Consider the following 14,344-nt stretch of genomic DNA (forward strand, 5'->3'; position numbering starts at 1 on the left):
CCGCCTGACGCCGAAGAACATCCTCACCAAGGCGGGGTTCTTCCTCTCGGTCTTCGTGCTCGTCTCGCCCGCCATCCTGGTGTTTCTCTGGATGCTGTCGCTCTCGTTCAAGAACGAGGTCGACAACACAGCCTGGCCGCCGGTGTTCATCCCGAGCCCGCCGACGCTGGCGAACTACGTCGAGGTCTTCGCCCGCAACAACTTCCTGCTCTATCTCTGGAACTCCATCCTGGTCACGGGCGGGGCCGTGTTCGTGGGTTTGCTCGTCGGCGTGCCGGCCGGCTACGGCATCGCCCGGTCGAAATCGGCCAAGTTCGCGATTCTGATCCTGATCGCCCGCATGACGCCGGCGCTGAGCTACCTGATCCCGCTGTTCATGGCGTTCCAGTGGCTCGGGCTCGTCGGCACCATCCCGGCGCTGCTGATCACCCATCTGGTGATCACCATCCCGATCATCGTCTGGATCATGATCGGCTATTTCGAGAATATCCCGACCGATCTCGAGGACGCCGCGCTGGTGGATGGCTGCACGCCCTGGCAGAGCTTCCGCTACATCGCGTTCCCGCTGGCCAAGCCCGGACTCGTGGTGGGCGGCATCCTGGCCTTCATCTTCTCGTGGAATAACTTCATCTTCTCGGTGGTGCTGGGCGGCAAGACCACCCGCACGCTGCCGGCCGCCGTCTACAACGTGCTCACCTTCGAGCAGCTGTCCTGGGGCCCGCTGGCCGCCGCGGCCCTGCTGGTGACGCTGCCGGTGCTGTTGCTCACCGTCCTGGCCCAGCGCCAGATTGTCGCCGGCCTCTCTTCGGGAGGCTTGAAGGACGGCTAGGTCATCGGGAGCCCCGCGCGGGCTCCCTCCGCATTCAACCGGCATGTCAGTGATCACACGCTAAGCGCCAGGCGCTAAAACGAACCAGGAGAACTCTCGTGCAGCCAACCCAGCAACGCTTCGGCCTCTCGGTCGCGCTTTCGACGCCGTTCGGCGCAGACGCCAGGGTCGACCTCGGCCGCATCGCCACCCACGCCAACTGGGTGCTGCAGAACGGCGCTGGCAGCGTCACGCTGTGCGGCACCACCGGCGAGGGCGCCTCCATCGGCCTCACGCAACGCGCGGCCATGCTGGGCGCGCTGCAGGGCGCGGGCATCGGGGCCGACAAGATCCTGATCGGCGTCGCCTCGGCGTCGCTGGACGAAGCCGCCGCCCAGGCCCGCATGGCGCTGGACGCGGGCTGCAAGGGCCTTCTCGTCGCCCCGGCCTTCTACTTCAAGGGCGTGTCCGACGACGGCGTGTTCAGCTGGTTCTCGAAGTTCTTCGAGCGCACCCCGGGCGTCCGCGACGTGTTCCTCTACCACATCCCGTCCGTCACGGCGGTTGGTCTCTCGGCCGAGCTCATCGGCCGCCTGCGCAAGGCGTTCCCGGCCGTGATCGCGGGCGTGAAGGATTCGTCCGGCGACGCCGCCAACACGGCGGGCCTCCTGGAGCAGCATGGCGACCTCGCCATTCTGGTGGGCGACGAGCGCCAGCTCGCCGGCGCGGTCCGCAAGGGCGCGCAGGGCACGATCTGCGGCTGCGCCAACTTCATCCCGGACATCCTCGCCCCGGTCGCCAACGAGGGCCGGGACGATCCGCGCGTCAAGCAGGTGGTGGATCTCGTCTGCCAGTACCCGGTGATGTCGGCCGTGAAGGCGCTGATCGCGCATCGCACCAACGATCCGGCCTGGCTGAACGTCTGCCCCCCGCTGGAGCCGCTCACGGCCCAGCAGGCGCGTGATCTCACGTCCGGCTTCGACCGTATCGTCGGCGCCAAGGCGGCATGATTTTGGCCCGAGGCGCTGGACGATGAACGAACGGGTCGAGATCGAGCGGGAGCCGCTGAAGCTGCGGGAGCGCGCCTATGACGCGTTTACGCAGCATCTGCTCGCCCGCAACATCCGGCCCGGCCAGTTCGTCTCGCAGCGGGAGCTCGTCGAGCTCACCAGCCTGCCGCTCGGCGCCATCCGCGAGCTCGTGCCGCGGCTGGAGGCCGAGGGGCTGATCCGCACGGTGCCGCAACGCGGCATGCAGATCGCCCATATCGACCTGACGTTGATCCGCGACGCTTTCCAATTCCGCCTCTTCATGGAGAAGGAGGCTTTCGCGCTGTTCGCGACCAGCGCCAGCGACGCGACGCTGCGCCAGTTGCGCGACACGCACGAGGACATTCTGCGCCGCGCCGCGGAGGGCATCACGCCAGCGTTGATAGCCGAGGCCCAGGCCGTTGACTGGGGCTTGCACGACACCGTGATCGATGCGCTCGGCAACGACATCATCTCCAACGCCTACCGGGTCAACAGCATCAAGATCCGCCTGATTCGCGAGGAACGCGTCCGCATCCTCGACCGCCTCCTCGTGTCCGTGATGCACGAGCACATGCGCATCCTCGACGCCTTCGACGCCCGCGACCCAGCCGCCGCCGTGCAGGCCGTGGAACAGCACATCGCCAGCTCCCGCGCACGCGCGCTGGGGGTGTAGGCGGGGCTAGTCGGCCACCGCCACCTCGTTCAGCCGGCAGGCCGAAACATGTCCGGAGCCCACCTCCAGCAGGGGTGGGCGCCCCTCCCGGCAGATGTCCATCGCCTTGGGGCAGCGCGGATGGAAGTGGCAGCCCGGGGGCGGGTGAAGCGGGGAGGGGATCTCGCCCTTCAGCGCCGTGAAGCGGCGCTTACGCCCGTCGAGGCGCGGCACTTCAGAGAGCAGCGCCTGCGTGTAGGGGTGGTTGGGCCGCGTGAACAGCGCATCCGCGGGCGCGAGCTCGACGATGCGGCCGAGATACATCACCGCGACCCGGTCCGCGATGTGCTCCACCACGCCGAGATCGTGCGACACGAACAGGTAGGTGAGATCAAGATCCCGCCGCAAGTCCATGAAGAGATTCAGCACTTGCGCTTGAATCGATACATCAAGCGCCGCCACCGCCTCGTCGCACACCAACACCTTCGGCTGCACGGCCAGCGCCCGCGCGATGCCGATGCGGGCGCGCTGGCCCCCTGAAAACTGGTGCGGGTAGCGGCCCATCACGGCCGGGTCGAGTCCGACGCGCGAGAGCATCTCGGCCACGTAGTCGCGCTTGCGAGCCGCCGGCACGAGGCCATGCACCACCGGGGCCTCGCCGACGATCTCGTCGATCCGCATGCGCGGGTTCAGCGACGCCATCGGATCCTGGAAGATCATCTGGATCGCGAGGTCCGCCTCGCGCCGCTTGGGCCCGTCGAGGCCCGCCACGTCCTGCCCACGGTAGCGGATCAGGCCCTCTGTCGGGTCCATGATGCCGGCGACCATGCGCCCGAGCGTGGACTTGCCGCAGCCGGATTCGCCGACGAGGCCCAGCACCTCGCCGGGGCGGATGTCGAGCGAAACCCCGTCCACGGCGCGCACCACCTGGTCGCGCAGCCCCGCGCCCAGCAGGTTGGCGAACTTGCCCGCGAGGTCGACCCGCTTGGTGAAGCGCTTCGACACGCTCTCGATGGAGACGATGGGCTCGCTCATGCGGCGACGCCTTCAGCCGTCAGCGGATGGATGCAGCGGAAGGCGCGTCCGCCGGTTTCGGCCAGCAGCGGCGGCGCCTCGATGCGGCACGCTGCATCGGCGCGTGGGCAGCGCGGCGCGAAGGCGCAGCCGGGCGGCAGGTTGGCGAGGGAGGGCGTCATCCCGGGTATCTGCGCCAGCGGCGAGCCGCGCCGGTTACGGCTCGGCACGGAACCGATCAGCCCCGCCGTATAGGGATGCCGAGGGGAATCCAGCACGCCGTCGACCGGACCGTCCTCGACGATCCGCCCCGCATACATCACGGCGATCCGGTCCGCGAGGCCGGCCACCACCGCGAGATCATGCGTCACCCACACCAGCGCGGTGCCGGTCTCGGCGCAGAGCTGCTGCACCTCGGCCAGGATCTGCGCCTGAATGGTGACGTCCAACGCAGTGGTGGGCTCGTCCGCCACCAGCAGGGCGGGGCCGTGCAGCAGCGCGATCGCGATGGCGACGCGCTGGCGCATGCCGCCGGAGAATTGGTGCGGATAGCTCTGCAGCCGCTCCTCCGGCGACGGAATGCCGACCCGAGCCAGCGCCCGTGCGGCCCGGTCGCGCGCCGCCTTCTCGGACACGGCCTCATGCGCCCGGATCGCCTCGATCATCTGCGTGTCGACCCGCAGCACCGGGTTCAGCGTCGTCATCGGGTCCTGGAAGATCATCGCGATCCGCCGCCCGCGCAGCGTCCGAAGCTCCTTTTCGGGCAGGCCGACGAGTTCGCGGCCCTCGAACTTGATCGAGCCCGCCGTGATCCGCCCCGGCGCATCGATCAGGCCCATGATCGAAAGTCCGGTCACGGACTTGCCGGAGCCCGACTCGCCCACCAGCCCAAGCACCTCGCCGCGTTTCACCGTGAGGCTGACGCCGTCCACGGCCCGCACCGCTCCTTCGCGCGTGCCGAACGACACCGCGAGGTCTCGCACCTCGAGAACCGGGCTCATCGGCTGAGCCTCGGGTTCAGCACGTCCCGCAGCCGGTCGCCCACGAGGTTGATGGCCACGATGGCGATCACCAGCGCGACGCCGGGATAGGTCGAGATCCAGTATTTGCCGGAGAGCAGGTAGTCGTAGCCGTTCTTGATCAACAACCCGAGCGAAGGCTCGGTCACGGGCACGCCGACGCCGAGAAATGACAGCGTCGCTTCCAGCGCGATGGCGTGCGCCACCTGCACGGTCGCGACCACGATCAGCGGCGGCAGGCAGTTCGGCAGAAGGTGCCGGAACACGATCCGGCTGCGCGGCAACGCAAGGCAGCGCGCCGCCTCGATATATTCGCGCCCGCGCTCCACCAGCGCGGAGCCCCGCACCGTGCGCGCGTAATAGGCCCACTGCACGATCACGAGCGCGATGATCACCTTGTCGATGCCGCGACCCCACACGGCCAGCAGCACCAAGGCGATCAGGATAGCCGGGAACGAGAGCTGCAGGTCCACGACCCGCATCACGAAGCTCTCGACCTTGCCGCCCGCATAAGCGGCCGCAACGCCGATCGAGGCCCCGATCGTGCAGGCGAAGAGCGTCGAGACCACGCCCACGAACAGCGAGATCCGCAGCCCGTACAGAATGGCCGACAGCATGTCCCGGCCCTGCTCGTCCGTGCCGAGATAGTAGGTGAAGCCCGCCGCCGCCTTTTCGCCCGGCGCGAGCCGCCCATCCATGATGTCGAGTTGCGCCAAGTCGTAGGGGTTCTGCGGCGCGATCCAGGGCGCGGCGATCGCCACGACCAGCAGCAGCACGAGCAGCCCCGCGCCCACGAAGGCGAGCGGCGTGTCGAAATACGCCGACAGCCGCCGGCGCAGCAGGCTCTCGCCGCGCTCAGCGCGGATGGGCTCGGCGGCGGCCGGGCCGAGGTCGTGCGGAAGGGCCTGCGTCATGTCACGAGCCCTGTTCGGAGAGCCGCACGCGCGGGTCCAGCGCGGCGTAGATGAGGTCGACCACGAAGTTGATCACGACGAACACCACCACGACCATCATCAGGTAGGCGACGATGATGGGCCGGTCGAGCCGCCCGATGCTGTCGATCAGCAGCTTGCCCATGCCCGGATAGGCGAACACCGTCTCGGTCACCACCGCGAACGCGATCATGCCGCCGAATTCCAGCCCCAGCACGGTGGTGATCGGGATCATGATGTTCTTGAGCACGTGCACGAGGATGATCCGCGACGGCGACAGCCCCTTGGCGCGCGCGAAGCGCACGTAGTCCTGCAGCATGGCCTCCCGCGTGCCGGCGCGCGCCAGCCGGATCACCAGCGCGGCTTTGTAGAGCGCCAGCGTGAAGGCGGGCAGCACGAGGTGCCGCAGCCCGTCGACGGTGAGAAAGCTCACCGGCACGCCCAGCACCGTCACGGTCTCGCCGCGCCCGCCGGACGGCAGCCACCGCAGCTGCACGGCGAACAGCAGGATCAGCATCAGGCCGATCCAGAAATTCGGCAGCGAAAACCCCAGGATCGAGCCCGTCATGATCCCGCGGCCCCACACCGAGTGCGGCCAAAGCCCGGCCAGCATGCCGAGCGGGATGCCGATCAGCACCGACACGATCAGCGCCGCGAAGGCGAGCTCCAGCGTCGCCGGCATGCGCTGGATGATGAGCTTCAGCGCCGGCTCGTTGAACACGAAGGAACGCCCCAGGTCGCCATGCAGCGCGTTCCACACGAACAGCGCGAACTGCTCGTGCAGCGGCTTGTCGAGCCCCAGCCGCCCGGCGATCTCGGCCATCTCCTTTGCGTCGGCATTCGGGTTGGCGAGCACGTCCACCGGGTTGCCAACCATGTAGATCGACACGAACACAATGGCGCCCATCACGGCCACCACGAGCGCCGCCTGGCCGAGCCGCCGAATGAAATAGACGAGCATTCAAGAGCTCCGTTCAGCGACGGGAAGTCCCCTTATCCGGCCCTTCGGGCCACCTTCTCCCCGTCCCGGGGCGAAGGGAGCAACGGCGCCGCAGCCGCGACCGGCCCCCTCTCCCTGGAGCAGGGAGAGGGCTGGGGTGAGGGCCTTCACAAAGGCCGCCAACCCCTCACTGCCCCGGCTTCACCTCGTACGCGAGCGTGTATTGGTCCACCCGCGGCGTGTACGTGATGGTTTTGCGGAACGCCCACGGCGTCACCTCGAAATGCAGCGGGATAATGCCGTAATCCTCCATGCCGACCTTGGAGGCTTCTTGCAGCAGCTTCTCGCGCTCCTTGTCGTCGATGGTGGTCAGCGCCTTCCTGGTCAGCTCGTCCACGGTCTTGTTGGAGTAGCGGCCGCGATTGGTGTTGCCGAAGCCGGGCGCGGCGTCTTGCGTGGCGATCAGCGCCACGATGGAGTTCGACATCTCGCCCGTGTCCGCGCCCCAGCCCGCCAGATAGGCCGAGAACTCGTATTTGTTGCGCCGGCTGAAGAAGGTCGAGGCCGTCATCGAGTCGACGCCGGTCTTGATGCCCACGCGTGTGAACATCTGCGCCACCGCCTGCGCAACCTTCTCGTCGTTGATGTAACGGTCGTTGGGCGAGCCCAGCGTCAGCTCGAAGCCGTTCGGATAGCCGGCCTCTGCCAAAAGCTTTTTTGCTCCTTCGGGGTCATACTTCTCGGGCTTCCGGTCTTCCGACGTACCGAACAGCGGAACGGGCAGCAGCTCGCCGGCCGGCTTGGCGACTCCGCCCATGATGCGGTCCACGATGGCGTCGCGGTTGATGGCCTTCGACATCGCCTGGCGCACGCGCTTGTCGAGGAACGGGTTCTTGCCGTCCGTGCCCTTCACGCCCGGCGTCTTCCAGTCGGGGCCCGTGAACTGGTCGAGATGCACGTAGATGATGCGGTTGGACAGGCCCTGCACTATGGTGAGCCCGGCCTTCTTGATCAGGTCGAAATCCTGGATCGGCGGGTTCTCGATCATGTCGACGTCGCCTGACACCAGCGCGGCCACGCGCGGCCCGGCGGAGGTGATCGGCCGGAACACCACCGTCTTCCAGTGCGGCTTGGCTCCCCAATAGCCGTCGTTGCGCTCCAGCGCGAGGCGCGTGCCGCGCGTGTATTCGGCCAGTTTGTACGGCCCGGTGCCGACCGCCTTTGCGGGGTCGTTGAAGTCCGCCGATTTCGGCGGCGTCCCCAGCCCCTCGCAGCCGCCCTTCTTGAACTTCAGGTCCGCGCCCGCGCCGCTCGCCTGCGCGGAGATGATCCCGAACACGCCCATGTCGAGCGGCATCAGCGGGTAGGGGCCCTTGGTCTTCACCACCAGCGTCAGCGGGTCGGGCGTCTCCATCGACTCGATGCCCTTCGTGGCGATCGTGAAGTTGGAGGGCGAGTTCTCGACGGTCGGGATGCGGCAGACCGAATACACCACGTCGCGCGCCGTGAAGTCCTGCCCGTTGGAAAATTTCACGCCGGGCCGCAGCTTGAACTCCCAGGTCGTGTCGTCCACCGCCTTCCAGGACGCCGCCAGGCCCGGATAGGGCTTCTGCGCCGCGTCGACGAACACCAGCGATTCGAAGATGTGCCGCCGTAGCGCGTTGTTCTGCCCCACATTGTGGAAATGGGGATCGATGGAGGTCGCCTCGGAGGCGACGCCGATCTTCAACTCCTGCGCGACGGCCGGAACGGCCACGCATGCGAGCACGGTTCCCGCCAACAGGGCGGTGCGCGAAACGACCATATGACTGCTCCTCCCGCCGCCTTCTGCGCCCCGACCGGAGCGCGTGCGGCCTCCGCCGGGCAGTCTACGGGGAGATACGGACGGCGCAAGCCAAGCGCGCTTCTGGTTGCCGCCGTGTAAGCCGCTTTTCCGTCGTCGAGCCGCGACGTAGGAGCCACCCTCCCGTCATTGCGAGCGCCAGCGAAGCAATCCCGCCTAACGACCGGGCATCAGGCTGGATTGCTTCGCCTCCGGCTCGCAAGGACGGCCAGGGGCGGCGATGCGGAGGCGCCTTCCCGCCATTGCGGGAGCAGCGAAGCAATCTAGACCCGTCAGAACGCCTTGAACGTGATGATCGTGTGGGTGTCGATGATGTCCGGGATCGGGTGCACCTTCTCGCCGATGAAGTGGCCGATATCGATGTCATCATCGACGTGGAACTTGGCCAGGATGTCGAAATTCCCCGCTGTCGAGTAGATCTCGGACGCGATCTCGGCGTCGGCCAGCCGGCTCGCCACGTCGTAGGTCTTGCCCAGCTTGCACTTGATCTCGACGAAAAAGGTCTGCATCGCCCCGCCCTGGATTGGAGTCGCCGGACCATAGCGCCGCGGCCCGGCGGCGTCACGCCCTACGGCCGCGCCGCGGCCTCGGCCAGGGTCGCCAGCCGGCGTGTCATTGGGCTGCCGGGGTCGGCCAACGGGGCGATCACGGTGAAATGGTTGGCGCCTTCCACGGCCTCGTAGCGGGTCTGCACGCCCGCCTTGCCCCATGCGTCCGCGATCGTTCGGCTCTGGCGCAGGTATTCGGCGCTTTCCGCGCCGCCTACAACAGCGTCCAGCGTGCGGCCGCGCGGAGCCTCCCAGAACAGGGGCGACAGCCGGCGCGCCTCGGCGGCGTCGAGGCCGAGCGCCGTGTTGACGCTGGTTCCCACCAGCGGCTCGAGGTCGAACAGCCCCGACAATGCGTAGGCGGACGGAACCAGTCCGGCCGGGAGAGCAGGGTCTATCGCACCCCAATTGGTCGCCAGCATGCAGGCCGCGAGGTGCCCCCCGGCCGAGTGGCCGGCCACCACGACGGGCCGCTCGAACCGCCGCCACACGAACGCGCAGGCCTCGCGCATCTGGTCCACGATGGTGGAGACCGTGACGGCTGGGCACAGGTCATAGCTCGGCGCCGCCACGGTGACGCCGCGCGACACGAGCCCGCGCGCGAGGTGGCTAAAGGACGAGCGGTCGAGGCCCTGCCAGTAGCCGCCATGAATGAACAGCACGACCGGCCCGCGACCGTCGCCGAAGATGTTGAGGCGGGTTCGCTCGCCATTCCCATAGGCAAGGCCCAGTGCGCCGCCGGCGCTCTCGCGATAGGCGGCCGCATCGCGCGCCCATCCGGCGATGATGGCGGGATGCTCGGGCACGCGCGCCCTGTTGTTGTACTCGGCCTCGTAGTCAATGCTCATGCGAAACTCCCGCGTCGCGCCGGAGAATGGGCCGAAGGCCAGCCCGTCCACAAGGGCCGACCCGAATGCGGCGGCGTCGGTGGGTTGCGGTGTCGGGCGGGCTTTGACACTCTCCGCGCCCGAGAGGGCGGCGCACCCCCGTCGCCCAGGAGATTGAGATGAATAACCCGGTACTGGTCGAGATCACGCGCGGCGCGGTGGTCGAATCGCGCCATCGCGGCGCGGTCGCCGTCGTGGACGCGAGCGGCGCGACCGTTTTCAGCGTGGGCGACGTCGCCCGCCCCGTGTTTCCCCGCTCGGCCGTGAAGGCCTTTCAGGCGCTGCCGCTTATCGAGAGCGGCGCGGCCGACCGCTACAATCTGTCGGCCTCGGAACTGGCCCTCGCGGTGGCGTCCCATTCCGGCGAGCCGCGTCACGCGGATCTGGCCGCGGGCGTGCTCGCCAAGGCGGGACGCGACGTGAACTGCCTCGAGTGCGGCGCGCATTGGCCGCTGAACGAGGAGGTGGCGCGCGATCTCGCGGCCTCCGGGGCCAAGCCTTCCGCGCTCCATAACAACTGCTCCGGCAAGCACGCCGCCTTCGTGTGCCTCGCCTGCCACCTCGGCGAGGACCCGGCTGGCTACGTGCAGGCCGAGCACCGCGTGCAACGCGAGGTGAAGGCCGCCCTGGAGAGCATGACCGGGACGACGCTGGGAGACGACATGCGCGGCACCGATGGCTGCGCAATCCCGACCTACGCGATCCCGATCGCCGCGTTGGCGGCCGGCTTCGCGCGCTTCGGCTCGGGCGTCGGCATGGACCAGGACCGCGTTCGCGCGGCCAGCCGAATCCGCGCCGCGGTCGCGGCCCAGCCCTGGGCGGTGGCGGGCAAGGACCGCCTCGACACCGTGCTGATGGAGCTTTTCGGCCAGCGCGTCTTCATGAAGACAGGCGCGGAAGGCGTTTATTGCGCGGCGCTGCCCGAACTCGGGCTGGGAATAGCCCTCAAGGTGGACGACGGCGCCAAGCGCGCCGCCGAATGCATCATGGCGGCGCTGCTCGGGCGCTACCTCGAGCTTTCCGACGCCGAGCACGCCGGCCTCGAACCCCATGTCCGGCAAACCCAGCGCAACTGGAACGGCGCCGACGTCGGCGCGACGCGACCGGCCGGGGCCCTGGCCTGAACGGAGGCGGACGGGCCGGAGCTGCGTCGAAAACGCGCGTCTGGCGTGCACAGGGTACTCTACGACTACGCCCGGCTACCCAAGCCGGAACCGTTGATGCATCCTGCTCAAGCGCCCGACAAGAGGCGCACCAGGGAGGCATCGATGCCCAGCATGAAGACCATCGTGTGGTCTGCCGCCATCTCGCTGCTCGCCACGTCAGCCTTGTCTACCGCCGCTTCCGCCCAGAACGCGCCCGGCAATCTCGAGAAGCTCGGCGCCTTCAAGACCACCGGGGCGACCCCGGAAATTCCGCTCGTTCCGCAGACGGGCCGCAAGGCCGACGCGATCAAGAAGAACCTCGCCAAGGTCAAGCTTCCGCCGGGCTTCAAGATCTCGCTTTACGCGCTGGTGCCGGATGCGCGCCACATCGCGGTGGGGCCGCAGGGCGTCGTCACCTTTGTGGGCACCCGCAAAAACAAGGTCTACGCGGTTACGGATCGCGGCAAGTCCGGCGTCGCCGACGAGGTGAAGCCCTTCGCGTCCACCATCGACCTCGCGATCCCCAACGGGGTCTGCTTCTCCAAGGACGGCTTCCTGTTCGTCGCCGAGCAGAATCGCGTGCTGATGTTCCCGGCCGCCGAGTTCTTCTACGAGAGCCCGGACGTGGTGGCTGTGCCGATCGTCGCGCAGGGCGACCTCATCCCCAAGGAGGAGGAGAGCTACAACCATACCGCCCGCGTCTGCCGCATCGGACCGGACGACAAGCTCTACGTGACGCTTGGCCAGCCGTTCAACGTCCCGGCGCCCGAGAAGGCGGAGCTTTACGGCAAGTGGGGCATCGGCGGCATCGTGCGCTTCGACCGCGAGGGCAAGAACCGCGAGGTCTTCGCCAACGGCATCCGCAATTCGGTCGGCATGGACTTCAACCCCAAGGACAAGTCGCTCTGGTTCACCGATAACCAGGTCGACGGCATGGGCGACAAGATCCCGCCCGGCGAGCTCAACCGCGCCAACCAGCCCGGCATGAACTTCGGATTCCCGTGGTATGGCGGCGGCAAGGTCCGCACCGCCGAGTACAAGGATGCGACGCCGCCCGAGACCGCCGTGGCCCCGCAGGTCGAGATGGACGCGCACGCGGCCGACCTCGGCATGACCTTCTACGCCGGCAAGATGTTCCCGAAGAAGTACCAGGGCGCGATCTTCTCCGCCCAGCACGGCTCGTGGAACCGCACGGACCCGATCGGCGCCCGCGTGATGCTGACCACCCTCAAGGAGGACGGGACCGCCGACAAGACAGAGGTGTTCGCCGAAGGCTGGCTGACGCCCGACGGCGAATATCTCGGCCGGCCGGTGGACGTCGCGGTGCTCAAGGACGGCTCACTGCTCGTGTCGGACGATTTCGCCGGCGCGCTGTATCGGATCACCTACGAGGGACGTTAAGGGCCAGCGCGCCGCGCCGGCTGATCCGGCGCGGCGCCGGTCCCGAAGTTGAACGAGTCCGGAGTTCCGCCGTGAGACGCATCCCCCACGCCGCCCGAAAGGCGGCGACCCTGGCCGCGTTTGCGGTCGTTTCCGCCGTTGCGAGCGCGCCCGCCCAGGCCGGCGACGTCAAGGCCGGCCGGCAGAAAGCTCTTCAGTGCCAGACCTGCCACGGCCTGGACGGCCGCTCCAAGCTGCCCGAGGCACCCAACCTCTCGGGCCAGGTCGAGCCTTACCTCGTCAAGGCGCTGCAGGAGTACAAGACCGGCGCGCGCAAGAACGAGATGATGAGCGTGGTGGCGCCCAACCTCAGCGACGCCGACATCGCCGACCTCGCGGCCTACTACGCCGCCATCGAGATTGAGGTGGTCGGAAAGCCGTGACAGGCTGTGGGCGCCCATCATCCGGGCGCCCCCGAGCCGGAGTGAAATGACGATGCGCGTGATGGTGATCGTGAAGGCCACGCAAGACAGCGAGCAGGGCGTCATGCCCTCAGTTGAGCTGATGGAGGCCATGGGCCGCTTCAACGAGGAACTCGCCAAGGCCGGGATCATGCGCTCCGGCGACGGCCTCAAGCCCTCTCGCCACGGCAAGCGGGTGGCGTTCGACGGCGACGGACGCACCGTGATCGACGGACCCTTTGCGCACACGATCGAACTCGTGGCCGGCTTCTGGCTGTGGGAGGTCAAGGACATGGAGGAGGCGGTCGCCTGGGTGAAGCGCTGCCCGAACCCGATGCCCGGCCCAAGCGAGATCGAGATCCGCCCGCTTTACGAGATGGAGGATTTCGGGGACGCCGTCACGCCCGAGTCCATCGCCGGCCACGAGAACGCGCGGCGCATCCTGGAAGGCGGAGGCTAAAACATCATCCCACCAAGTGGCTGCCGGTTGGTGGAAAAAGATGATGTTTGGACAAAGAGCTGGATCGGCTGACCTGATGCAATCAGGTCGGCCGCGCTAGTCCAGCCCTATCAGCCCGGCGATCTCCTCGGCCGCCACCGTGGCCGAGAGCGCGCCGTCGGCGACGCCCGCCTCCAGCGCGGGCAGCCTGTCCCGCACGGCCGGATCATTGCGGAGCCGGGCGAACACCCGGTCCTCCACCATCGCCCACATCCACTTCACCTGCTGGGCCCGCCGCCGGGCGGCGAGCTCGCCCGTGGCGGTCAGCCGGGCGCGATGGTCCTCGATCTTGGCCCAGAGATCGTCCAGCCCGACATTGTCGAGCCCCGAGATGGTGATCACCGGCGGCGTCCAGGTCGGCGTCTTCGGCGCCAGGATGTGCAGCGCGGCGCGGTATTCGGCAGCCGCCGCCCGAGCGCGGGTCTTGCCGTCGCCCTCGGCCTTGTTCACCGCGATCATGTCGGCGATCTCGAGCACGCCCTTCTTGATGCCCTGCAGCTCGTCGCCCGCGCCGGGCAGCATCAGGACAAGGAAGAAGTCGGTCATGTCCGCCACGGTGGTCTCGGACTGTCCGATCCCCACCGTCTCGACCAGGATCACGTCGAAGCCGGCCGCCTCGCACAGCAGCATCGTTTCGCGCGTCTTCGCCGCCACGCCGCCCAGCGTCCCGGAGGACGGGGAGGGACGGATAAACGCGTTGGGATCCACGGCGAGGCGCTGCATCCGGGTTTTGTCGCCCAGGATCGAACCGCCCGTGCGCGTGGAGGACGGGTCCACGGCCAGCACCGCCACCTTGTGGCCCGCCGCCGTGAGGTTGGAGCCAAGCGTGTCGATGGTGGTGGATTTGCCGACGCCCGGCACGCCCGTGATGCCCACCCGCATCGCCCCGCCGCAGCGCGGCAGCAGCCGCTGCACCAGCGCGCGCGCCGCCGCCTGGTGGTCGGCCCGCCTGGATTCGATCAGCGTGATGCCCCGAGCCAGCGCGGCGCGCTCGCCCGCGGCGATGCGGGTCGCGAGGTCGTCGACGTCTGGTGGAAGGGGTGCTGGGGCCATGGTCCAGCAGCCTTACGACGGCGCCCCGGCGCGTTCAACCGCCCGCGGCCTGTCCGTCGCCAAGGCTGTGGAATCCGCCGCATTGCAACCCGTCCGGCGGACGAGTACCACTCTGGGAAGGCTGGCGGGACA

The 14,344-nt window shown here is 68.3% G+C and carries 15 protein-coding genes; 7 read left to right on the top strand and 8 right to left on the bottom strand.

The window, feature by feature from the left end; all coding sequences use genetic code 11:
• Positions 1-4: 4 nt before the first annotated feature.
• From IEV99_RS06025 to IEV99_RS06035, 3 genes are all read left to right on the top strand, one after another.
• Complete coding sequence (locus IEV99_RS06025; RefSeq protein WP_188517672.1) at positions 5-829, top strand: carbohydrate ABC transporter permease; 825 nt, start codon at positions 5-7, stop codon at positions 827-829.
• A 98-nt stretch (positions 830-927) separates the two neighbouring features.
• Positions 928-1,818 (top strand): dihydrodipicolinate synthase family protein, encoded by an 891-nt coding sequence (locus IEV99_RS06030; RefSeq protein ID WP_188516778.1) that lies wholly within the window; start codon positions 928-930, stop codon positions 1,816-1,818.
• A 22-nt stretch (positions 1,819-1,840) separates the two neighbouring features.
• The gene (locus tag IEV99_RS06035; RefSeq protein ID WP_188516779.1) at positions 1,841-2,512 is read left to right on the top strand and encodes a GntR family transcriptional regulator; all 672 of its coding nucleotides are present in this window, start codon (positions 1,841-1,843) and stop codon (positions 2,510-2,512) included.
• 6 nt (positions 2,513-2,518) lie between these two features.
• On the opposite strand, the gene IEV99_RS06040 is transcribed toward IEV99_RS06035, so the two are convergent.
• The 7 genes from IEV99_RS06040 to IEV99_RS06070 form a co-directional block, all read right to left on the bottom strand.
• Positions 2,519-3,526, bottom strand: a complete 1,008-nt coding sequence (locus IEV99_RS06040; protein WP_188516780.1) for an ABC transporter ATP-binding protein — start codon at positions 3,524-3,526, stop codon at positions 2,519-2,521.
• Positions 3,523-4,506 carry an ABC transporter ATP-binding protein gene (locus IEV99_RS06045; RefSeq protein ID WP_188516781.1) on the bottom strand — a complete coding sequence of 328 codons (984 nt, stop codon included), beginning with the start codon at positions 4,504-4,506 and terminating at the stop codon, positions 3,523-3,525. Before IEV99_RS06045 ends, IEV99_RS06040 begins: the two co-directional genes overlap by 4 nt.
• Positions 4,503-5,438 carry an ABC transporter permease gene (locus tag IEV99_RS06050; RefSeq protein WP_188516782.1) on the bottom strand — a complete coding sequence of 312 codons (936 nt, stop codon included), beginning with the start codon at positions 5,436-5,438 and terminating at the stop codon, positions 4,503-4,505. The genes IEV99_RS06045 and IEV99_RS06050 overlap by 4 nt, the downstream gene beginning before the upstream one ends.
• Position 5,439: 1 nt before the next feature.
• Positions 5,440-6,417 (bottom strand): ABC transporter permease, encoded by a 978-nt coding sequence (locus tag IEV99_RS06055; protein ID WP_188516783.1) that lies wholly within the window; start codon positions 6,415-6,417, stop codon positions 5,440-5,442.
• A gap of 166 nt (positions 6,418-6,583) precedes the next feature.
• Positions 6,584-8,200 carry an ABC transporter substrate-binding protein gene (locus IEV99_RS06060; RefSeq protein WP_188516784.1) on the bottom strand — a complete coding sequence of 539 codons (1,617 nt, stop codon included), beginning with the start codon at positions 8,198-8,200 and terminating at the stop codon, positions 6,584-6,586.
• 311 nt (positions 8,201-8,511) lie between these two features.
• A complete protein-coding gene (locus IEV99_RS06065) occupies positions 8,512-8,748 on the bottom strand; it encodes an Lrp/AsnC ligand binding domain-containing protein (RefSeq protein ID WP_188516785.1) in 237 nt (78 codons plus the stop codon).
• Between the two features lie 59 nt (positions 8,749-8,807).
• Positions 8,808-9,635 carry an alpha/beta hydrolase gene (locus tag IEV99_RS06070; protein WP_188516786.1) on the bottom strand — a complete coding sequence of 276 codons (828 nt, stop codon included), beginning with the start codon at positions 9,633-9,635 and terminating at the stop codon, positions 8,808-8,810.
• A gap of 158 nt (positions 9,636-9,793) precedes the next feature.
• Here IEV99_RS06070 and IEV99_RS06075 point away from each other — a divergent pair, with 158 nt between their 5' ends.
• From IEV99_RS06075 to IEV99_RS06090, 4 genes are all read left to right on the top strand, one after another.
• Positions 9,794-10,798 (top strand): asparaginase, encoded by a 1,005-nt coding sequence (locus IEV99_RS06075; RefSeq protein WP_188516787.1) that lies wholly within the window; start codon positions 9,794-9,796, stop codon positions 10,796-10,798.
• Positions 10,799-10,951: 153 nt separating this feature from the next.
• On the top strand, positions 10,952-12,220 hold the full coding sequence (locus IEV99_RS06080) for a PQQ-dependent sugar dehydrogenase (RefSeq protein ID WP_188517673.1): 1,269 nt from the start codon (positions 10,952-10,954) through the stop codon (positions 12,218-12,220).
• 110 nt (positions 12,221-12,330) lie between these two features.
• Positions 12,331-12,642: a c-type cytochrome gene (locus tag IEV99_RS06085; RefSeq protein WP_188517674.1), complete on the top strand. Its 312-nt coding sequence runs from the start codon at positions 12,331-12,333 to the stop codon at positions 12,640-12,642.
• Positions 12,643-12,694: 52 nt separating this feature from the next.
• Positions 12,695-13,120, top strand: coding sequence for a YciI family protein (locus IEV99_RS06090; RefSeq protein ID WP_188517675.1), 426 nt, complete (start codon positions 12,695-12,697; stop codon positions 13,118-13,120).
• Between the two features lie 96 nt (positions 13,121-13,216).
• Here the strand turns inward: IEV99_RS06090 and meaB are convergent, their stop codons facing one another.
• Positions 13,217-14,212, bottom strand: a complete 996-nt coding sequence (gene meaB / locus IEV99_RS06095) for a methylmalonyl Co-A mutase-associated GTPase MeaB (protein ID WP_188516788.1) — start codon at positions 14,210-14,212, stop codon at positions 13,217-13,219.
• Between the last annotated feature and the right edge of the window lie 132 nt (positions 14,213-14,344).

It is taken from the genome of Alsobacter metallidurans (assembly GCF_014636935.1).
Lineage (GTDB): Bacteria > Pseudomonadota > Alphaproteobacteria > Rhizobiales > Beijerinckiaceae > Alsobacter > Alsobacter metallidurans.